This window comes from Vibrio owensii CAIM 1854 = LMG 25443, assembly GCF_000817815.1.
Taxonomy (GTDB): Bacteria; Pseudomonadota; Gammaproteobacteria; order Enterobacterales; family Vibrionaceae; genus Vibrio; species Vibrio owensii.
Genome location: NZ_JPRD01000019.1, coordinates 16012 through 37416, shown reverse-complemented (window position 1 = coordinate 37416; position 21405 = coordinate 16012). Strand labels below are relative to the sequence as shown.

General features: G+C 39.5%; 20 protein-coding genes and 3 pseudogenes. 8 read left to right on the top strand and 15 right to left on the bottom strand.

Features of this window, described 5'->3' with window-relative positions:
- The 8 genes and pseudogenes from H735_RS12195 to H735_RS31635 all read right to left on the bottom strand — a co-directional run bounded on the left by H735_RS12195 (position 1) and on the right by H735_RS31635 (position 5092).
- The gene (locus H735_RS12195) at positions 1-648 is read right to left on the bottom strand and encodes a DarT ssDNA thymidine ADP-ribosyltransferase family protein (protein ID WP_020197678.1); all 648 of its coding nucleotides are present in this window, start codon (positions 646-648) and stop codon (positions 1-3) included.
- The gene (locus tag H735_RS12190) at positions 645-2045 is read right to left on the bottom strand and encodes a 3'-5' exonuclease (RefSeq protein WP_020197679.1); all 1401 of its coding nucleotides are present in this window, start codon (positions 2043-2045) and stop codon (positions 645-647) included. Before H735_RS12190 ends, H735_RS12195 begins: the two co-directional genes overlap by 4 nt.
- A gap of 108 nt (positions 2046-2153) precedes the next feature.
- A complete protein-coding gene (locus H735_RS12185) occupies positions 2154-2732 on the bottom strand; it encodes a recombinase family protein (RefSeq protein ID WP_020197680.1) in 579 nt (192 codons plus the stop codon).
- Positions 2733-2951: 219 nt separating this feature from the next.
- Positions 2952-3308 carry a site-specific integrase gene (locus H735_RS31645; protein WP_227741565.1) on the bottom strand — a complete coding sequence of 119 codons (357 nt, stop codon included), beginning with the start codon at positions 3306-3308 and terminating at the stop codon, positions 2952-2954.
- A 15-nt stretch (positions 3309-3323) separates the two neighbouring features.
- Positions 3324-3956 (bottom strand): tyrosine-type recombinase/integrase, encoded by a 633-nt coding sequence (locus tag H735_RS31640; RefSeq protein ID WP_020197682.1) that lies wholly within the window; start codon positions 3954-3956, stop codon positions 3324-3326.
- Between the two features lie 88 nt (positions 3957-4044).
- Positions 4045-4560: pseudogene (locus H735_RS31890) on the bottom strand (transposase).
- A gap of 68 nt (positions 4561-4628) precedes the next feature.
- Positions 4629-4901 (bottom strand): transposase, encoded by a 273-nt coding sequence (locus H735_RS31885; RefSeq protein ID WP_337588575.1) that lies wholly within the window; start codon positions 4899-4901, stop codon positions 4629-4631.
- Positions 4814-5092: a hypothetical protein gene (locus H735_RS31635; protein WP_020197961.1), complete on the bottom strand. Its 279-nt coding sequence runs from the start codon at positions 5090-5092 to the stop codon at positions 4814-4816. Before H735_RS31635 ends, H735_RS31885 begins: the two co-directional genes overlap by 88 nt.
- Before the next feature lie 184 nt (positions 5093-5276).
- On the opposite strand from H735_RS31635, the gene H735_RS30055 reads away from it, so the two are divergent.
- Both H735_RS30055 and H735_RS30050 read left to right on the top strand, forming a co-directional pair.
- A complete protein-coding gene (locus H735_RS30055) occupies positions 5277-5438 on the top strand; it encodes a hypothetical protein (RefSeq protein ID WP_227741571.1) in 162 nt (53 codons plus the stop codon).
- A 156-nt stretch (positions 5439-5594) separates the two neighbouring features.
- Positions 5595-5822: a helix-turn-helix domain-containing protein gene (locus tag H735_RS30050; RefSeq protein ID WP_042979941.1), complete on the top strand. Its 228-nt coding sequence runs from the start codon at positions 5595-5597 to the stop codon at positions 5820-5822.
- Positions 5823-6015: 193 nt separating this feature from the next.
- Here the strand turns inward: H735_RS30050 and H735_RS30045 are convergent.
- Both H735_RS30045 and H735_RS12155 read right to left on the bottom strand, forming a co-directional pair.
- Positions 6016-6256, bottom strand: a pseudogene (locus H735_RS30045) (transposase); the annotation flags it as partial.
- 991 nt (positions 6257-7247) lie between these two features.
- A complete protein-coding gene (locus H735_RS12155) occupies positions 7248-7538 on the bottom strand; it encodes a hypothetical protein (RefSeq protein WP_020197962.1) in 291 nt (96 codons plus the stop codon).
- Between the two features lie 620 nt (positions 7539-8158).
- Here H735_RS12155 and H735_RS12150 point away from each other — a divergent pair.
- From H735_RS12150 to H735_RS31880, 5 genes are all read left to right on the top strand, one after another.
- Entirely contained in the window at positions 8159-8956 is a 798-nt protein-coding gene (locus tag H735_RS12150; RefSeq protein WP_020197963.1) for a phytanoyl-CoA dioxygenase family protein, read from the top strand.
- A gap of 15 nt (positions 8957-8971) precedes the next feature.
- On the top strand, positions 8972-10807 hold the full coding sequence (locus tag H735_RS12145; protein ID WP_020197964.1) for a carbamoyltransferase family protein: 1836 nt from the start codon (positions 8972-8974) through the stop codon (positions 10805-10807).
- A gap of 191 nt (positions 10808-10998) precedes the next feature.
- The gene (locus tag H735_RS12140; protein WP_020197965.1) at positions 10999-12111 is read left to right on the top strand and encodes an SGNH/GDSL hydrolase family protein; all 1113 of its coding nucleotides are present in this window, start codon (positions 10999-11001) and stop codon (positions 12109-12111) included.
- Between the two features lie 109 nt (positions 12112-12220).
- A complete protein-coding gene (locus H735_RS12135; RefSeq protein ID WP_020197967.1) occupies positions 12221-13444 on the top strand; it encodes an ATP-grasp domain-containing protein in 1224 nt (407 codons plus the stop codon).
- A gap of 67 nt (positions 13445-13511) precedes the next feature.
- Positions 13512-13634: a hypothetical protein gene (locus tag H735_RS31880; RefSeq protein ID WP_020197968.1), complete on the top strand. Its 123-nt coding sequence runs from the start codon at positions 13512-13514 to the stop codon at positions 13632-13634.
- 274 nt (positions 13635-13908) lie between these two features.
- Here H735_RS31880 and H735_RS12130 read toward each other — a convergent pair whose 3' ends face one another.
- From H735_RS12130 to H735_RS12115, 4 genes and pseudogenes are all read right to left on the bottom strand, one after another.
- Entirely contained in the window at positions 13909-14496 is a 588-nt protein-coding gene (locus tag H735_RS12130) for a recombinase family protein (protein ID WP_020197969.1), read from the bottom strand.
- A gap of 305 nt (positions 14497-14801) precedes the next feature.
- Positions 14802-15846, bottom strand: a pseudogene (locus H735_RS30035) (IS91 family transposase).
- A gap of 260 nt (positions 15847-16106) precedes the next feature.
- The gene (locus H735_RS12120; protein WP_020196160.1) at positions 16107-17948 is read right to left on the bottom strand and encodes a phospholipase D-like domain-containing protein; all 1842 of its coding nucleotides are present in this window, start codon (positions 17946-17948) and stop codon (positions 16107-16109) included.
- A 66-nt stretch (positions 17949-18014) separates the two neighbouring features.
- Positions 18015-19352 carry a hypothetical protein gene (locus H735_RS12115; RefSeq protein ID WP_020196159.1) on the bottom strand — a complete coding sequence of 446 codons (1338 nt, stop codon included), beginning with the start codon at positions 19350-19352 and terminating at the stop codon, positions 18015-18017.
- A gap of 733 nt (positions 19353-20085) precedes the next feature.
- On the opposite strand from H735_RS12115, the gene H735_RS12110 reads away from it, so the two are divergent.
- On the top strand, positions 20086-20349 hold the full coding sequence (locus tag H735_RS12110) for a helix-turn-helix domain-containing protein (RefSeq protein WP_444547700.1): 264 nt from the start codon (positions 20086-20088) through the stop codon (positions 20347-20349).
- Between the two features lie 90 nt (positions 20350-20439).
- Here H735_RS12110 and H735_RS12105 read toward each other — a convergent pair whose 3' ends face one another.
- Entirely contained in the window at positions 20440-21282 is an 843-nt protein-coding gene (locus tag H735_RS12105; RefSeq protein WP_020196157.1) for a 2-keto-4-pentenoate hydratase, read from the bottom strand.
- Between the last annotated feature and the right edge of the window lie 123 nt (positions 21283-21405).

Below are 21405 nucleotides of genomic sequence, written 5' to 3'. Positions count from 1 at the left end.
TCAATCGCCCTTAAATTTATCTGGGTTAATTATTACGTTGAAATCTGATCTCTCGGTTAATAACTCGAGGGTTGTTAATACCTGATCAGACGTTTCCTCATCTTCAACATAGATGCACTGCAGATACTCTAACGGTAGCCTTTTCGGATACAAAACTTCCGCCTCTTGGCAGGTAGTCCATTGCGCAGGAAAACCGTCTGGCCTAGCTAATCTGCTATTTTTCTTTGATATAACAATATCAGCAAAACAGTTCTCTAGCCCTGAGTAACCAATACCACGGATGCAGGAGCCATGATATATATTGTTAGTAGTGGCAAAAACCACCCCATCATGGGATAAGATTTCTGGACTAAACGACAAGATCACCCAGTAGTCATCGGGAGAACGCTTCCAACTTTTGCTGTAACCAAAAAAACTTGAGTTTATTCTACTTACAGATAAGTTAATATACCCTAACCACTCAGGATCAGACCTGAATTTGGCATTTTTTGGATTGAGAGCAACCAAAGGGCTCTTAGAGTCAGTGCTCAGCTGATCTCTCGAAATAGCGGCTCCCATGGAAGCCATACCAACCAAGCCATGATTGGTGCTAAAGTGCAAAACTTCACGAATTCCCCTTGCTTGAACAAGTTCATCTATGGTTGTCATTCGCCCCTCTCTAGGTGATAAGTATCTGAGCTAAAATCGTCAATAAATAGAGGTTTAGTCTCTAGCTTGTATCCTAGCATAACTGTTTGTTTTGCTCTCGTTATCCCCATTGCAACAAGCCTACAAGCTTCCTGATATCCATCATCCCCATGATTTAGGTAGCTAAAATGTTCATCTTCCAAACCCAACATGAATACATGGTCAAACTCCAGCCCTTTGACAGAGTGCAGTGTAGATAAAGCAATGTTTTCTGTACCTTCTGGCCAGCTACTTTGACTAGTAATTTCGCAAAAAGATAGACCTTCTCTCCTCAATTCATCGCGCAGAAAATTGAAGTACCCGTATCCTTTTCTATGTAAGAAGGCTACTGTTTCCTTCTTCAAATCAATATTCTCCTTGATGTAGCGAACCGCAAAGCCTAATTGATCACGAAACTTTCCTTGAAATATTGTTGGCAAATCTCCACCAGCCTCACAATCCGAGTTATCAGGAAGAGTTGAGTCCTGATCTAGTTTGACGCTTGCTAGCAAACTGGTAGCAAAGTGCGCTATCTCTTTAGTATTTCGATAATTAGTTGCGAGTCTGAACGAATTTTCTGGACGGATATTTAGGCCAACTTCTTTCCATGTGAATGTTCTCTTGTATATTTTTTGTGCCGTATCTATAACAAAAGTTCCAAAGCTATCCTCTGATAGTTGATTAATTATCGCTCTAAGATCATTAGCCGAAAAATCTTGACACTCATCAGCTATTAATACTTCGAATGAATCCACCTTGTTTGCTATGAAGTACTGAGCAAGGTCGTTCAGATCTACGAAGTTGTTTGACTCTTTGAAATCTACATAAGGTTTTACGGCATGCTCTATGAAATCTCGACGCATATCTCTATTAGTTGAATACTCGTCTGTCCGATTTGGGCTTTCAAGCTCAATATATTGCTCAAGCTCGTCATGGCGATATCTGCCCAAAATATACTCTATCTCATTTAGGGTATGCTCATAAGAGAGAGGCGATTTCTCAAACACATCTGCAGGAATGTTCATTTTCACCGGAGTAATACGCAGTGAATGATCTTTGAGATAAGGGTAATTATCCATCATATACTTCGCCAGATGAACTACCTCAACCTCGACATCATCAGCAATTTCTTGTGCTAACGATTCTACATATGCTTTAAGTGTCTTGTTAAAGGTTATTACAACAGCTCTGATCGGTGTTGTATCCCCTATTCGACGCTTCATTGTTTTGTAGTGTAACAACCCAACTTTTAGTAAAAACAACGCACTAGTAGTTTTCCCACTGCCCGCCGCTCCGCGAATAACTCGATTCATGGGTTTGGTATTTAAAGCCAACTTTCTTTGTTCTGGCGTTAAATTTACAGATCTTAGTGACTCCATTAATAAACCTTCAAAATATAATCACACACAACAGCTATGCTACTGCATGCAATGAAATTTTGATACTACGTTAGTCAAACGCTGCAACAGAATCTAGATAAAAGGTGATTACTCAGTGATATATTTGTTCCAATGCCGTTTTACAGTTGCAATTCCTATCCCCAAACTTTCTGCAACTTTGGACTGAGATAGCCCCTCACCTTTCTTTTTCTGAACCAAGCGAGTGGTTTCACAAGCAACTGGCCTACCTAGCTTTTTACCGTGCGCTTTGGCTCGCTCAAGCCCCTCTCTAGTTCTTTCTCGAATCCGGTTGCGTTCAAACTCAGCAAAAGCAGAAAACATTTGCAGCATCAGCTTTCCTTCAGCGCTTGAAAGGTCAGCTACCGGTAAATCTAAACAGACGACTTTTATGCCTTTCTCAGTAAGTAAATTGATAGTATTTTGGACGTCGATGTTATCTCGCCCTAAGCGGTCTAACTTTAAAACCACCAGCATATCGCCGCTTTCCATCTGATGGTTTATCAAGAGCTGAAACTTGTCTCGCTTCATCGCTTCAACTGAACCAGATACAGTTTCGCTAACGGCGCGGGAATCTGAAACCTCATATCCTTTCTGACGAATAGCAATGATTTGGTTTTCTGTAGACTGCTCGGTTGTAGAAACGCGACAATAAGCAAATATACGCATCGGTTACTAATTCTTAGTTTTGGTATCATAAATCCACAACCATACTTTGATGATACCCGCAAGATAGAATAAAATCTGGTATCAATATACGAATGTTTTTGATACCAGCTTGGTTAAGTTAACTGGATGGGTATTACTTGTTTCCCATCATTTGTTGAAACTGCATGAATTGCTTGAACTGCTCCTCCATCTCTGGAGATGTACTCTCTGCTGCTTTGGCTAGTTTTCGTAATAACTCTCAGGCACATCACCGTAACTGTAAAAACTGGTCAGTACGCTTTCATGCCCTAAGTTTTGGCTCCATGCTTTGAACTCTTCAGGCGTTCCGCAAAGTTTTTCGCCTAGTCGAACCAAGGTATTCCGGAAGCGATGAGGATTAAAGTAAGGCAATCCAGCTGCCTCGAAGGCCTGTGCAAAGGCTTTTCGAATTGGATTAGCATTACTCCAATGCTCTCCAAGTAAGCCAATAGCTTCAAATTGCTGCCTGCCGTTGTGTGCCAACTTAGTTTTTGGAAACAATGGAGAGTTTTGCCTATACCCAAGCTCCTGTACCAAGTAATCAATCCATTCAGCCAAGACCTCAAGTGGCAGTTAGCCAACAGGGAAAAAGTGCGTAACAAATGTTTTACTGAATTTGGTATTAACGTCCCTCGCATCTTGATAAAAACTTTGTTCAGAGAGATCAAGATGCTTTATCTTTGCTGAAGCAACTGCACCATCTCGCGCCCCCGTTAAAATGACAAAAGCAATCAAAGTTCTGTTACGCATTTCAATTGGCGTAGAACAAGGCATCTCCTCCAAGACTTTCATTAATTGTTCGAGTGTCGCTACATTTCTTTTTCTCTTGTCATTGGCAATACGAGTATCTTTTTCAGACAAATTGAAATATTCAATATCGCTGTCACTGATTTTTGCCCGATACCCTTTCTGCGTGACTAGAAAGTTAAAAAATGACTTCAAATGACGAGTTGCAGTCAGCACCGTTGCCTTACTCAACCTTTCGCCTGTAGAAACAGATTTTTTGTCTAGTAGGTGTTTTTTGAACCCGATAGCATGCTTAGCTCTAAATTTCTTGAAATCGATATAGTCAGTATATTCCTCAAAGCGATTAATTGACTTAAGAACGCCATCAATCGTCGAGTCATCTAAGCGCTTAGCTTCCTTGAGATACTTAGTAAACTCATAGACAATTCGCGCATTATTTGTACTATTATTTTTCATCATTAAAAACCCCTTCAAAAGGACAATTTAAGAAGTCTTGTTCCCTTAGGACTAGGTCATGCTGTAGCCTGTTGGTGAACCTCCATTTCTTTCACTCCATCAATGAAGCGAACATCGATTCTATTGGGTTCGTTGTCCTGATATGAACCCAGTGCTCTGCTGGATAATCGTAGAACGCCAGCATTTCAGTTTTATCTTTCACCAAGCAGTCGGTGCCTTTGGATACTTGGCTTCAAAGCGTTTCTGGAAGGTAGAGAGGGCGTGATAAGCATCATCTCTAGTTTCTGCCATCCAGATATCTGACAGTGCTCTTCATTCGTGGTTGTACGCTTTTGGGGACCTTGTTAAGCACATTTGCTGTCTTATGCACCCAGCAGCGTTGCTGAGCCGTTTGAGACCAACACTTAGCAACAGCTTTCCAGAGGCCAAGCGCGCCATCTCCGATAGCGAGCTTCGGTGTTAACTGTAATCCTTGTGCTCGTAGCTGCTCAATGAGTTTCGTCCAACTTGCTTCGGACTCTCTATGACCATTTAGAACACCAAGGACTTCTTTGCGTCTGGTGTCATCGACACCAATGATGACGAGCAAGCAGAGCTTATCGTCCATCCTAACGTGACAGTAAACACCGTCAGCCCAAACGTAAACATAGCGACGCCTACGAGGTCAGGCTTACGCTACCGTTCGTACTCTGCATACCAGCGCTCTTTAAGGCGACAGATGCTGTTGGCTGACAGGCCTCTCGCATCCTTACCAAGCAGAGACTCAAGGGCGGGTAGCATATCACCCGTAGATATCCCCTTGAGATAGAGTAACGGGAGCAATGTTGCAACGCTCTTTGTTCGCTTGAGGTAAGGTAGTATCAAGCTGCTATTAAATTTGACGCCATTACCAGAGCGATCACGAACCTTGGGAATTTGCACTTCGACATCGCCGACACCAGCTTGCAATGTTCGTTCAGGTAAGAAACCGTTGCGGCAATGGCTTGTTTGCCGTCAACCATTGCATCCTGATGTTGGGCAAGTAACTGTTGAAGCTCAGCCTCAACATCTTGTGCAATCAAATCCCTAGCCCCTTGACGTATCAGTTCTGTAAGCGGGTCTTGTGGTGTATTCAGTGAAACAACAGTATTATCAGTCATGCGGTGTTCCTATCTGTTAATCGTTCTGGGGAGAACTGCATCAACAGATTACATCGCAACTTCCTTTTTCTTCCATACACCAGAAATCAGCATAGCTCTTGCTCCTCTTACAAGATAGACAATAAACCAAGCTCCGTTACATAATGGCGAAATGTCATTATCAATATGAGGTTTTGTCTGTTGCATGAAACGTATTAAAGAAGGGGAGTTCAAGCGGTTGGCTCAGGAGTCGTCGAAGACCCCAAACAAGTGTCAGCTTCACGCAGCAAGTACAATATGCAGTGCGAGCTGGGCGAACGGATACGCTCAGAAAATGGAGAATGGATCATTTGGCTACCCTGGTTAAGTCGTTGGGGTTAACCAGGATGGAAGTTCGGTTTGTTTAGTGTCGCGTCTTTATTTTCAACATTGAGACGATCATCAATAGAATCTATTTCTTGGGGAACATTTTGAGTTATCTTCACTCAAAGCCATTTATTTTCTATACACCCAGTCCAAATTCATGAGCTATGACGAGGTAGTTCAATGTGTTAAGCACGGGCTTGAATTGACAGGCATAGCCGATAAAAAACACGTAAAGCCTGACGTCAGTCATTTGCTACCTGAGTTGAAATTTGCCCTCGTAGAAACGCTTTTACTTCATACCCGAGGTAATCAGACAAAAGCAGCGAGAATGTTGGGGATTAACCGAGTGACGTTGCGTAAAATTTATACTCAGCGCAGTCGCTAGCAAGAAAATGCCCCAAAATCAGCTAGGGCAAAGATTCTAACCCGCTTTAGTCTGTAATATTTGTCAGCTACCTTATTGCATAGCGATTTAATTTGCCGCATCTAAACTTAATAAGGCCACTTCTAAAGTTAGACCGGAGGTCAATTATGTGGACGAAGAAAGGTCACCTAACTGGGCAGAAAAAACCTTTAAACTTTAAGACAGACTCGATTAAGCTTTGAAGAGCACGCAATGACAGAGAGAAGATCCCCTTAATCATCAAGGCTCAATCGCTATATCAGCGTATTGGAAGCCTCTACCACGCTACCATGATGGATTTTGCATTGCCATGCATCTATGGCTAAGTCATCTATCCAGAACGTAACCGAACCACGTTCGCATAGAGCCTTATTGTACGCCGTCCAGTTAGCTATCTTCTTTTTCACTTTATCCATGTCACCACCGTCCTAGCTATCACAAAGGATCAGATCACAGGACTTGGAATAGGTTCAACTGATTTAGGCAACAACGTCGTTTTTAATTGAACTCTAATTAGCAAACAAAGCTGCTTCAATTTGAAAATTATGTTTTTGCATGTTGCTTGGTGGTATGTTTACTTGCCTGTCTTTATGTTTAGTATAAAATATACACCTAGGCAGCAAGAGAACATTAATGGGTTCCACTCAGAGTTAAAAATTGCATCCGAAATAAATGTCACGACCGGTGTAAGAGTTAAATATTTACTAGTCCTATCTGCTCCTATCATTTCTAAAGCTGATTGCATGAAATAAAGTGGTATAACCATGTTCAAAAAAGATATTATGAATAGGATTTTTAGGTCGGATAAACTGATGAAAAGTTGATTTGTATCATTATTCATGTTTATAGAAAATAGTGACAGTAAGATAAGGAGGTAATATCTTATTGAAAGTAACCCTTTTACGTTCAACAAAGAGACTCTTGACAATCGACATGAGCTAACTAAATAGATATAGCTGCTTGTACCTGATAATATCGATAAAAACAAAGTCAAAGAACTAGATTGTTCTTCAGCATAGGTGCATAGAAAAATGGCTAAAATTATTATAATAGAGCGAGCAACTTGTTTGTTTTTCAGAGTCGAAATGATGCCATATGTAAGAAAGTGGAGAGATAATAAATAATGTGGAGACGTATTGATGATCACATAGAATGCCGAAAACCAATTAATAGCTATAGATATTGAAACTATAAAAAATAACAATGATGAATCATAGATGGATGATATGTTTTTTTTGAAATTATTTATATCTGCAAGAATAAAGAACAAGCTAGTAATAATTGATGTATAAAATAATGTTACCATTATTGGCCAACTACCACCAATTCTATTGATTATCACTCCTGAGACTGCAATACTCAAAGAGTACATTGTACAGAAAAAAAAACCTAATTTCACAACTGACCTTATAATATATTGACAATAGTGTAAATAAATATTGATAGAGTGATAGTTATTCGCAACACAATGACGATAGGTAAGTTGGTTTTTCTTTTTGCATGTATATTCTTGTTATAGTCGTCAAAACCTTTAATCCACGATGAATTTTCTTTCTCTTCTGAGTAAATGATATCTCTTGTTTTACCTAACTTTGCTGAATTTCTTCCTGCCTTGTAAGCGTTGTATCTATTGGGGTCTATTAGGTGTCCCTCTACGCCACCTACGCTAAGCCTTCCTTTATCGTTGACTTTGTACATGTTATTCAATGAGTTATTTTTGATAGCACGGTTATGGTACCTTTATGTGTATTCTTGTCAAATCTTTTTATTAAGATGTATGTCGTGTTTCTATTTGTTTTGTTTGATATTTTTATCATTAATTTGAGATGAAACACCTCAATAGTTTTTACAAGTATTACTATCACTAGCTCATAAGTGCATTAGTAACAATAATGTAGATATGTATGATTGAGGATGAGTGTTTTTCTGGTAGGTAAGTTTTAATTTATTTTCTAATGTAGTTTTTGCTAATTTAATTTGGTTTGCTCAGGTCTAAGTGCTATTTAAAATCAATTATGTCATTAATGTTTTATTGATAATGTTGTAGGTTTTTACATCTGTTAATAAACACCTTATGAGAAGGTAAGTCTTATTTTTTCTTGTTTTTCTTGATTTTTTATTATTAGGTGGCTATTGATAATAATGTCGATTTTTATGGTTAATGATTTGTTGATAATGTGTTGTTGCATATTGCGTTTTAATATATTAGCATCGTGTCCTCACTTTAATTGGATATGAAGTTTCTTACTAATATTTGTTTATCATAATGTTTAATTATGGTATTGGTTTGTTTATCTAGCTGTATTTAAGGAGTTTAAATGATGAAAATTAGTAACTCAGATATTGATAGTTATAACGATAATGGGTATTTAGTTAAGGATTCTGTTTTCTCTGAAAAAGAGATAGATGAAATATATCGTGAAATTAATAAAATATCTGCTGATGAGTCCTTACCTGGTCGCGTATTGGAAAGTGATGGAGCAAGTGTTAGAAGTTTAAACGGTCCTCATTTATCAAGCGACTACTTTGCTCAACTTGGCGGGAAAAAATTACTCGTTGATGCAGCAAAACGATTGCTTGGTGAAGAGGATATATATATTCATCAATATAAGATTAATACTAAGAAAGCATTCTCAGGTGAAAAGTGGGAGTGGCACTCAGACTACTGGTTCTGGAATAAAGAAGATGGTATGCCTAGCGCAAACTCTTTGACTGTAGGTATTCTTCTTGATGATATGACTGCATTTAACGGGCCACTGATGGTTATTCCTGGTACTCATGTAGATGAGCTTACCGATGATTTACACCAGAACCCTTACAATGGGCTTACAGGCGGGGAGAACTGGGAGATTACTACATCTTCTAAGCTCAAATATCAACTGTCAACAGAATACTTAAAAGACCGAGTTGAAAAATCAAGTATCGTACCACTAGAGGCTCGAAAAGGAAGCGTGATTATCTTTCATTCAAATATATTGCATGCATCTAGCTACAATATATCTCCTTGGGATCGAGGAATATTGTTAGTGTCCTACAACCCTGTTAGCAACATGTTGAATGACGTAAAGGAGCCAAGACCTGAGTTTATGGCGACTAGAAATGTAGCTGTACTGTAAGAATAGGATGTAGTTATGGATAAGTATTATTTAGGAATATCATGTTATTACCATGATAGTGCAGTGGCTCTTCTTAAAAATGGCGAAATAGTTTCCGCAATGCAGGAAGAGAGGTTTTCTAGATTAAAACAAGACAGTTCTTTCCCAAAACTGGCATTAAGTCGGTTGCTTGATGACTATGAATTGACACTAGATGATATTGAGCAGGTTTTCTATTACGAAGATCCTGATATTAAGTTTGATAGGATATTAGCAACTTGTGCAAACTTCGGAATAAAAGGGATAGGTTCTTTTTCAAAAGATATCCCTCGTTGGTTGATAGATAAGAAGCATGTAAAAAGAAAAATTAAGAAAGAGCTCAAAAGCTTTCAGGTAAGTGAGAACCTACCTGAAATTCAATATGTCGAGCATCACAAATCTCACGCGGCTTCCGCTTTTTATCCAAGTCCTTTCGAGTCTGCTGCAGTTCTGTGTATCGATGGTGTAGGAGAATGGGCAACTACAACAGGTTGGATTGGGTCGGCTACCGGTCTTAAAAAAGTGCTAGAGATTAGATATCCCCACTCTTTAGGGCTTCTATACTCAGCGTTTACTTCTTATTGCGGCTTTAAAGTGGACTCAGGAGAGTACAAGTTGATGGGGCTTGCTCCTTACGGTAAACCTACTTTCTATAACGATATTGTTTCAAACTTAATAGATATTAACGAAGATGGCAGCTACCGTTTGGATCTGAGTTATTTCGATTACGCTACTGGTAATAGTATGACGAGTGATAAATTTCACAAACTATTTGGTGGTGAACCTAGGGAACCTGAAAGTCAATTAACTGAACGAGAGTTTAATTTAGCAGCTTCAGTTCAAAAAGTTTTAGAAGATGTTGTGATCAAAATAGCTAATCATTTAAGAGCTATAACAGGTGAGACTAATTTATGCTTATCCGGTGGTGTTGCTCTCAACTGTGTGAGTAATGGTAACCTCGAGAGGCACAACATTTTTAACCAAATCTGGGCTCAACCTGCATCAGGTGATAGTGGCGGTGCTTTAGGTGCTGCTTTAGAGGGTTGGAATAACAGCTTCCCAACTTGCCGTAAAAGTCGTGAAAGAGATGACATGAAGGGTGGTTATTTGGGAACGTCATATGACAATGATCAAATAAGGGAATACCTTGACTCACAAAATGCCAAGTATTCGCTACTTAATGACGAAGAGCTTGTCGATCATATCTCCCAGCTACTTTCTGACGGAAATGTAATTGGTTGGTTCCAAGGGAAAATGGAGTATGGGCCTCGAGCTCTTTGTAATCGCTCTATCATCGGTGATTCAAGAAACCCTGAAATGCAGTCGAAGATGAACCTAAAAATCAAGAATCGAGAGTCATTTAGACCATTTGCTCCAGTTGTATTAGAAGAAAAATTATCTGAGTGGTTCGAAACAGAGAGCCCAAGTCCGTATATGCTACTTGTCCACGATGTAGCCCAGAATAAGCTTGTAAAGTCGGGTAGTCATGCGGACGTTATAGGGTTAGATCTCCTAAAGATGCGACGCTCTACCATTCCAGCAGTCACTCATGTTGATAACAGTGCCAGAATTCAGTCAATAAATAGAGATAGAAACCCAATTTTTTATCAACTACTCAATGCGTTCTATACGAAAACAGACTGCCCTGTATTAGTCAATACATCTTTCAATGTGAGGGGGGAGCCTATTGTAGAAAGTCCGGCTAATGCTTACGCATGTTTTATGAGAACTGAAATGGACTACTTGGTAATGGGTAACTATGTTTTGAGAAAACAAAAGCAACCTAATTGGGAAGACGCTATTGATTGGAAAAAAGAATTTACATTGGACTAAGGATATATAATGAAAAGTTTTTCTAGGATAATAAGTACTTTTATACTTCAACCTTTATTTTTTCTCGCTTTCCTTACTTTTGTAATGCCGTATTGGTTTTTTATTTTGCGAAGGGCTGACCGCTTGTTAATTAACACTAATTCGAAGAAAAGTAGTTATTATATTAACCATGTTCAAGAGTGAGAGCTTATATGGATCATAATCAAGCACTAAAAAGAGTTTATGAACTGACTCCGCAGTTAAGAGAATACGATGAATTTATGTATCTAGGGGTAAGATGGCTTCCATATGTGATGTTTTCCCAGTTATCAAATTATAAATCCGATGTAATAAATACTGATGGATTAGGTTTTAGGCTTAGTCTTAACGAAGTAGGTCGCTTCAGTTCCATTGAGTCTTTTGATAATAACAATGCAGTAAATTTAGTGATTGGCGGGTCTACAGCTCTAGGTACAGGGACAACTTCAGACAGCTGTACGATCGCATCTGTGTTGAGCCAATTGACTGGAGAGACTTGGTTAAACCTAGGTGTACGTGGCTTTAATGCTTATCAAGAGATGATTCAATTTATCATGAATAAAAAGCGTTTCTCTAAGATAAATCATATCGTTATTATAAGTGGTTTAAATACGCTTACCCTTGAGGGCCTTCCTGATGAGTTAAGAACAGAGTATGGGAAGTACTATTACTCATACGAATTTAACCATTATATGGAGCTTTATAATAAAGACCTCTTGAAGAAAAATCTGACTTATGGGAGCAAATCTCAAGCAGAAAAAAATAACATATTATCCTCACTAAAGAATAAGTTCAATGATTGGATTAATTATGAAAATCCGGCCGAGAAGATCATTGAAGATGGACACATCTCTATTGTAGATAGAGTTGATATAGCTGCACAACAAACACTGGAGGCGGCGATAACAATCAAGCAGTTGATGTCAAACACTGATACTAATGTTCATTTTACGCTACAACCACTTTCTAGATGGTGTAAGAGTACTTTTCACAAAGAAGAAGAGGATATGTTTGAAGCTATAGATGGTTGTGCAAATAACTTCTGGAGGTTATTTGGTAGTTTGTGTTCTACAGAGGTTCACTCGCAATATTCAAATATCCTTCAACAAGGATGTTCAGATAACGGTATTGAATATAGTGATATGAATCATTTACTGGGGGAATCACAGGTGTGTCGCGATAATATATTTGTTGATCATCTACATTTTAATGACCATGGATATCAAGAAGTCGCGAAACTGATTCATGAGAACCATTTAAGTAAGGAGTATTCAAATGTCGCATAGCACCAAAAAGAAAGAAGTCAGTTTTCTAAAAAAATTATATAATAAAATATTTAAAAAGAAGAAAAGAAATGGCTCAGTATACCCATCACGTTGAAAGGTAATTGTTTAGATGAAAAGCAATGTAGTTATGGTTGATGTGCTTATCAACCCAGCAAGAGTACTCGCGAAAGAAATATTAGAACATCATGATGTTATTCATGTAAAATCTGATTCAAAGCATGACTTTTATAACTCTAGCGATTATATGTTTGACAAGGTTATAGCTTATGATGGCGTTAATTTTGAAAAGCTGTTTATGCAAGTAACTAGCTTTGAACCTATTTGCGTTGTGGCAGGCAGTGAGTGGGGCGTTAATCTAGCCGATAAACTTTCAGCATCCCTTGGGTTCACTGCCAACATCATTGATGAGTTTGATAAGAGAAGAAACAAATTCTCTATGTCAGAAGCTTTGAAAAATGCTGGAATGAACCATATTCCTCAGTTGTTGACTTCAAACGTTGATGAAGGGCTTAATTGGCTGAAAAATAAAAATATATCTCGAGCGGTCGTTAAGCCGGTTGACAGTGCTGGTTCTGATGATGTGTATATCACTTGCAATGAAGGTCAGTTCGAACTTGCATTTAACAATATTATTGGCAAAGAGAACATTTTATTTTCTAAAAACGAATCAGTGCTTGTTCAAGAATTTATTGAAGGACAAGAGCATGTTGTTAACACTGTAACTCTTGATGGAGGTGTGTGGTTGTCTGACTGTTGGAAGGTCACTAAATCGTTGACCTCTGAGGGTAGAAATATCTATGACTACGATGAACTACTCTCGGCTAGCTCTGAAGAGGTGAAAATTTGTTTTGATTACATATTGCAGGTGCTCGATACACTTGGAGTAGTTATTGGCCCAGCTCATAGTGAATTAATTTTCAATGAAAATGGTCCGGTGTTGATCGAAACCGGCGCGCGTATTTCTGGAGCTGCGAATCCACAGGCTTTGAGAGCTGCGATAGGTACCGACCAAATCCAAATGGTGCAAGAGTGCTATTTAGATAAACCTCAGCTTCAAAAAAGACAGAAGATGTATACGTTAAACAAACATTGCCGCTGTGTTCATATGGTTGTTGGGAAACAAGGGATGTTATCACATGAAAAAATCATAGATAAGCTAGAGAGCTTGGAGTCGTTCTCTAATGTTAACTTTAGAATTCCTAACGACCTGCCTATTAGCCAAACTGTTGATGTAATGACATGTCCTGGAGCTTTTTTCCTTGTACACGAAGACAATAAGCAGATTGAGAAAGACTACAATGAATATAGAAAATGGGAAAAAGAACACCTATAAATACTCTCAAGTTAAGTCAAATATAAGAGGGGGATTGACTACTTAGTTTTACTAGAGAGCAGTTTAAATGAAGAAACTGCCAAACAAACGCCATATTGCTTCATTACTCGAACGTGAGCACGCCTCTGAAAATGGTACTGCGCTGAATGAGGCATTACCAAAACTCAGCCCATTGAACCCACAGGACTGAAGCTAGAAGCAAAGGTTTTTTCAGAAAATCACTGCTTTTTTGGAGAAGTTTAAAGGTGTCGGTGGGTCGTTATAGTAATCTTCAGAGCTCTTTCATGTAGTTGTGTTCCCATAATGAAAAGAGCCCTGCCATCTAACACTAGTGCAATGCATGTCTATATAGCAAAGCATATATATCTAACGTATGAATATACACCCACGCCTATGATTTGGTAGCTAACACCAAGCGAATCGTATGAGTAAACGCAGTAAATGATTTTTGTCCAAAAAGCTTCTCAGAACTGCATGGTGTGAGAAGCTTTTATTGCTTTCACCACTTTCGAAATAGTGTGTCTTGTGCAGCCAATAAGATCTACTATTTGACTGTAGCTTTTACCTTCTCGAAGTAGCCCTTCGATTTTCCGGTGTAGCTTAACATTCACTGGACGTCCTTTGTACTTACCTTCCAGTTTAGCTTTTTGTACGCCTTGTGCCTGACGACAGCGTCGATCTTCATAATCCTTTCTAGCCACTGCCGCCAACATGTCTAGCATCATGCTATTTAACGCTGCGAGCATTCGTTCTGTGAACTCGTCTGTCTGGTTCATAAATTGATGACTGGTTGGTAGATCTAATGCGACAACTTTGAGTCCCTTGTTGGCTATGAGCTGTTTCCAGTCTTTTGTGTTGAGTCGGCTGATCCGGTCGACTTGCTCAACCTGGATGATGTCACCAGGCATGGTAATATTAAGTAAGCGGAATAATTCAGGACGGTGCTGATGAGCGCCGGATTCATTTTCTTCAAACCAGGCTACGACAGGGAAGTTCATTTTTGCCGCAAACTCAATTAGGTCATTTTTTTGCGCAACTAACATCTTGCTCATCGGTCGAGGCTCGTAGGTAGCCATAAATTCGAATATTGGTTGCCATCAGTGCATTTTACATTGGTTTTATTATGCTGGTGCATTAAGAATCTAATGTCACAATGTATTATTAATTAAATAATAATCATGGGTTTGGATTCATCATTTTGCTGTATTGTCACAGGAATTGCTGAGGTGCAAGGTAATTCAATTGATTATGATTATTTTGTAGTGGTGATGTATGTGAATTGGATAGGTAATGTTTCGTGAATATTACTATGAGCATGTCTGTTCAAATTACAGATAAACTTATCCACAGGAAGGAATTAAGCTGACCTCAATTGTCCTTCCAAAAACGTCTGTCTTATCAATTCTTCGCGACTTTCACCCGCCCTAAAACTGACAAACTCTCCCCCATCTTTGCAGAGCAAACATTCATAAGGCTCGACGTTCATACTCGCATAAGAAGGCAGCGCTGGCGCGTCCTTGCTTTCCATCTCTAACGCATCGTAGATTTTTGGCAACATTTCCTTTCTCCAGTCCGATGGGGAGGTATTCAAACGTCAGCTGGCTGCCTTTGCTGTAGTGATGCAAGCGAGAGCCTGAAATAAGAGGCCGCTTCAAATAACGACCTAGGTAATTGATCGTCTTATGCGGTTGGTTCGTTTTCTTACCAAAATGCAGTTTCCAACGACGGTGATATTGGCTACGCAGAAAGGCGAACCAATCTTTTTCATGACGTATGAACGGGCAATCGTCATGGCTTAAATCAAGCTCTGAGTAATGCGCCCTTAAGAGCTGCGTGAACGCAGCTCACCAACATGCTTCTGTCACTTTGGTTTTGGAATAAATTGGCTTCCATAGCCCTGTTCGTTGGCAAATTCCTCCTCGTGTTACTGAAGCGTGGACATGGCAATTGAGCTTGCGGCTGTAGGTATGAAACGCACAGAAAACGCCTATTTCTAAGCCTTGCCGTTTTGCCCAAGTCGTTAAAATGTCGGCCGCGCATTTGAATAATCGATTAAGTAACCAGTGATTATGACGAAAAATAGACCAGAGAGTGCTCGGTATGGTGGAGATGTGTGTTGCCATTCGCAATCAGGCGACACATGCTGTTGTTGGCGTATCCACCTTTCGGTGGATTTGACGCCACAACTGCTGCAAGCACGAGACTTACAGCTTTGATTGAGATATTTGGTGTAGGTACAGCCTGCACTTATAGAGCCATGCTCCCATGCTCGCTGAGCCACAAGCCATCATTCGGGCGACGTTATCGACAACGACATCTCTGATTTCAGAGATGTGTTTACTGAGATAAATAGCCCTGGTGCCATTCCGAGAGAAAAGTGGTCTGAGTGGTCGTAAGTGCATGACCTGTAGGGTAATGCAGAATTGTCAGCACACTGTGAAGGTTAAGTCTCTTTGCTTTCGCTCGGGCAGCTATGCCGCCGCTTGACACTCCAAATGGTGCTGATGCGACCGCAATGCTTTACAGTATCGTCGAAACTGCGAAAACAAACGATCTTATTCTTTACGGTTACATGCATCCCTACCTTGGAACTTCAAACATTAGTACTATCATCCCGTGAGGTTATGGGACGGAACCATTCATTGCTCAGGCAGTGCTGAAGTTAACCAGAATAAGCATACGGACTTGAATATTGCCAAAGCGGCTTCCAGTAAGACTCTAGTAAATCATTTACAGGCTCACCTTCCATAAGGTAATTGATCTCTGCCAAGTTACCAGGATAAAGATTATCTGAGCCGACGATACAGACTTCATCATCCACAATCATTATTTTGGCATGATTACCGGGAGCAGAGTCAACAGCTCCGTAAAAAAAGCCACTGGCACTTACTGTTGTCCAAAACGGATGCCCTATCATTCCCTGAGCTGGAGGGTCTTCTGACAATGGTAGAGCTTTTAATGTCGCCGTTTTGCCCTCTTCAGGCAGGTCTGGCCATTTATATGTTTCACCTTCTACCCTTTTATCTTCCGGTACTTTATCTGTGAAAAAGAATGGAGCAATGAAAAGTCGTGATAAAGCGTTCCTACGCTTACCATCACTGTCATCAAACTGTTGGTCTGTATGTACATCATGGGTCATATAGTATTCCATCAGTCCAAATGTCCGTATGGCCCCTGAACCAAATGAGTACTGGTCACCTTCTACTCCAGCACCGGCGTCTAATGGTGAGACAACAATCTGGACGGTTAACTTCTCATTTTGTAAGAGGGCATCAATAATCCAATGACAAACGACATGGTCTTTCCAGTTCTTTTTCCAAGCACTGATCACATCCTGCTGTGACATACGAATAATATGTTTCGCATTTAAAATAAGGTTCTTTTTCATTATTTCTGAACCTATTTTAAAGTCGGTATCTCGGTTTAATCCTGTCCAATATTTACCTACTGTTAAAATACGTTCTGATTTTTTGTAGCTCTCTAGCTTATCGTACGAGTTGTAAACTTGACGCTCTTCAAAAACACTATCATCTAAATCTGATACGGAACGTAAATCAAAATTTCTAATGTCATGGACTGAAGGTAAAGGATGTAAAGGTGGAATAAGAGGATCATCACCGGGTTGAATACCTGTTTCATGCACCTTCTGAATACGGTTTTGTCTCTCCTGAACAAAATCCAAAACATAGCTCAACTCAAAAGGATCGTGTGGATAATCTAGTTCGCCATCCTTATTGTTCCAGATTAGGCTCTCCGTATCTAACGATTCTTTAGTCAACAAAGAAGAATCCGTATTCCATAACTCGTTAAGGAACTTTTGAGCTCCAAAGCTGGCAGCACCATGAACCACTGCAGAAACATCGTGAACAGGCGGATAGCTTCGGAATAGGTCCATATTGAGGTTGTGACCTCCGACTAAAGATTCAACTCCATCACAAGCAATTATTTTGGTATGGTTCCACGTCATTTTTGTATCAGAGTCTGAAATTAATGACTCTGGGAGAAATTTTTTCTGTGCAGACATCCAAGATCCTGCTACCCGTTGATAATATCTGCCTATGACGAACTCTGGCACGATCTCCCAATAAGCAGAACGAGTTCGAATTAAGCGGACAAGAGCTGCTTTGAAGTCAATGAGGTTATCTGGCTCATTGATTGGGTAAAGTGGAGTTTGTCCAAAAAGAAACCTAAATTGCGGCTTTTCATTTCGCCCCATTGGCGTTGTCAATGCAGTGTCAATCGCACCTAATATCGCTCTAGCCCAATCAGGATCGGGACTGTTGAGTGATGATATATCACATCGATAATGAGTTTTTTGTACTATTTCAACAATTGCGCGCTCAAATTCTTTTTGACGCTCAATTGCGCGAGGCATAATGTCTGGACCAAACGGCATTCCCCAGACATTTGGAGTATCGAGTAATCTTACATAGTTCACATCGCTATCATGATAGAACAACTCTCTCTTTGATAGCTCTACTTTAATTAATTCTATTTGAGTCATATTTACCATCGCCTACTATTTTCTTCTATTGAACAAAAAGCAACTGATCGACCAATCACCTAAAGATTATAAAAACTTCCAATCCACCCAACCTTTATTTCTTCTATCCTTGGTGACTGGGTAAACCAATTTGTAAGGAGGGTCACCAACAACATCGTCCATATAATAGGTGTCATTTGGATTTCTCCCCCATATTGAAGAAATACGGCGGACATATGGTCTTCCTGAAAGCGTGTTACTATTACGAGTTTCCCCTCCTCCCATAATGTCGAAATCGCGGTGAAATGTATGAATTTCCTTTCTTAGTTCAAAAACACTTTGTTCTACGGCGCAAGGAACAGCGAAAGTTGCTCCCCATTTGGTTAAGTAACCTCTAGCTATTTTATAGATTAACTCTGGAACAGGAGCTACCGAAGAGCTTACTTTGTCGGCATTATAGTAACCATCACTAGTTGTATTTCCTGCCACTGTGCTATGTCTTCCTCTGCAAGCATAGAGATCATAACCTATAGGTTGAGGACGATTATTGTCTGGAGCTAGAGGGTCAGCTTGCTGCACTGAGTCTGCCATACTTGCCCAACTTGGATATCTTTGTATCCAACTCCACCATGATTGACTATTGGTAGCTATTTCATTGCTCTCACCCCTCATTCTACCGTTTGGTCTTGGCACCAAAGCTTGGAATGCGTGGTCTTGTATATTTAAATTGTAGGATTGATCCCAAGAATAAATGCCCACATAGTTAACTACATTGGGCGGCAATTGTGTGAGAATACTCCACCATGTACCAGGACCAGGTACAGGGTCTATAGCGAAAATATTTATAGGCGTATTACGCATTTCTTCATCACCATAGGCATATAGAAACCAAGCCGCCATTATTGCTTCACAAGCCCCCCGACTGTGTCCAATAAAATTAAATACACTCGCCTTACTTGCTGCTGAAAGATTTGCGCCATGAAGTGCTAATGCGGGCATAGACCATCCTAAAAAGGGCTCCTTATACTTTCTAAATTGATTTCCTGTGGTATAGCCAGAAATATCAGATAACAATTCATCTGGCACGTTAAGTGGTCCGTTTACCATTAGTGGCTCACTGGTTTCTCGTGTATGAGCCCAATCATTCTCTCCAGCTCCCCGAATCGTCACTCCAACAGTTTTTAACTCATTGATAATTCGAACGGGAATATACCCTGTTGAAGGAAGATATATATTTTTATCGCTTTCTTCTCGGGATACTTCGCCCTCATCGCGAGTGCAAGAAGTCCCTGAGAAACTAATTGTCATAACTCCCTTTTCTTCTGTTAAAGAAAAAATAGGTAAAGCAGGGAGGGTGGATGACATTAGTAGACCAGAAGCACCTGTTAAACCCGACTTGAGAAAATCACGTCTTTTTATTTTCATAGATTTTAATCTCTGATATTTATCTCTATATGTTTTGATTCCATATACTCATTAGGTTAAATGAAAGTAACAAAACAAAGTTCAATATAGAGTTGTTACAATACTACTCTTGCTATGATCTAGCATTAACTTATAAAAAAACACAATGATATGTAATTTTCAAATGTTAATTACCTTTGCATTTATAAGAACAATGAATTTATATTCACAAACCACTTGGTTGCCACAAGAGTCAAGGCATTGTATTTATAATAATATTTTGTTTTTTGAATAAAAACACATTGCTTAATTAGTGTTTTGTTATTAAGTCGGTTTTTTAAAGTATTCCTTGAAAAAACTAACAGGAAAACGTTTGCCATTATCTATTCTGATTAGATCACCAATTATTTTTCCAAAAAAAGAAAATTGGAGAGTGCATATTAGATTTATTACTTGAAATGTGACGCCATATCACAAAACAATACATATGACTTTTATACGACTAACTCTTTTCTATCTTGTTGGCTTTATTGTCTTTTGTAATGACACGGCGAATTTGGCCACCTGATTAAGAGGTGATATACTAAAACAGGTGACATTATGACTAAGTGTGAAAGCCCCTCCCCCCAATGGTTGGACACATAAGCTAATTTCTTAAGTGGTTGAGCCAGCTTAGCTCGTGTATCGACCAGTCAACAATCCCTCAATGTTCAGATCAAGGCGTTAAAAAGTGCTGGCGTGAAACCATGATGGGATCAGCACTGAAGGCGAAATGGGAAAGATGGTGGTCACCACCTTATCTGCTGTCGCTCAGGCCGATCGACAACGGATACTTGAGCGAACTAATGAAGGACGAATAGAAGCAAGATTGAAAGGGGTTACGTTTGGTCGAAAACGTAATATCGTTCGAAAACAACTACTTGCTTTATATGAAAAAGGTATTGGAGCGACGAAAATTTCTCGACAATTAAAGATTGCAAGATCAACCGTTTATAAAATATTGAAAGATTCAAGCTGAAGTTATCTACATCTCTGTTATGAGAACCAAAGTGTAAACCTTATTGGTTACTTTTTAGTTAAACCATCTAAGGTTTACCCTTGGGTTAAATTACCCTTCGAAATTTACATACACACAGCCAAGAGTTCCAAAATCACCACGTACTTTTACTGGCAGATTTGCTGGTATTGGACCAACCACAGCTCCAGTCGTTACCCATTCACCCACTTTGAGATTATAACCTATCTTAGGTAGATGATTAGCTAACCAAATTAAAGAATTGACAGGGTCTCCCATCACATTGGAACCAAAGTTCTGACCAATTTCCTTATTATCAAAATAGCCAGTGACTGTGACTTTAGATAGATCTATATTTCGCCAGTTAGGGATTGCTGGCTCATAAACGAATCCATTGTTGCCTCCATGATCCGCAGCAAATTGAGAAACGCCTGATTTTACAGGCCCTTGGGTGTAGCAAGTCCCTACAAGTTCTATCGCCAAATGTAAACTGTCCACGGCTGCGAGAACATCCTTGCGATTGTAAGGTCGTTCTCTTGGAGGCATATCCTTCGCCATCTTAAATGCGAACTCAAACTCAAAACCATACAAAGTCGGTGCACCATGGCTCACTGTATGAGGTTCAGGATAGACCCATTGTTCAAATAAAGGTCCAGAAACTGGTTCTTGGAGCCCAGCTATTTTCATTAGTTCATCACTAGTAATCGCGACTTTCCAACCTTTTTGCTTCATGTTGATATTTTGGATGATTTTGTCTTGGATCTCATATCCATCTTTTAAACTTTGAAGTTTGAGTGAATCTGGTAAATCTAAAAGTTTGTTTTGCTCTCGAGCGGCAATGAGTAATGATGCCGCTTCACCTGTATAATGAGAAGTTGCCTCCGGAGGGGGGGGACTTGTGTGTTTACCATTCGCTGAGTTTGGTTCATCCCGCATATGCCATACTTGCAATCAAAACACATATAGATGTAGTTATTAAGTTATTCATAGTCTACTCGCTATCATGATTAACTAAATAGATAAATCTATTAAAAAAACACGCCACCACAAGCCACACTC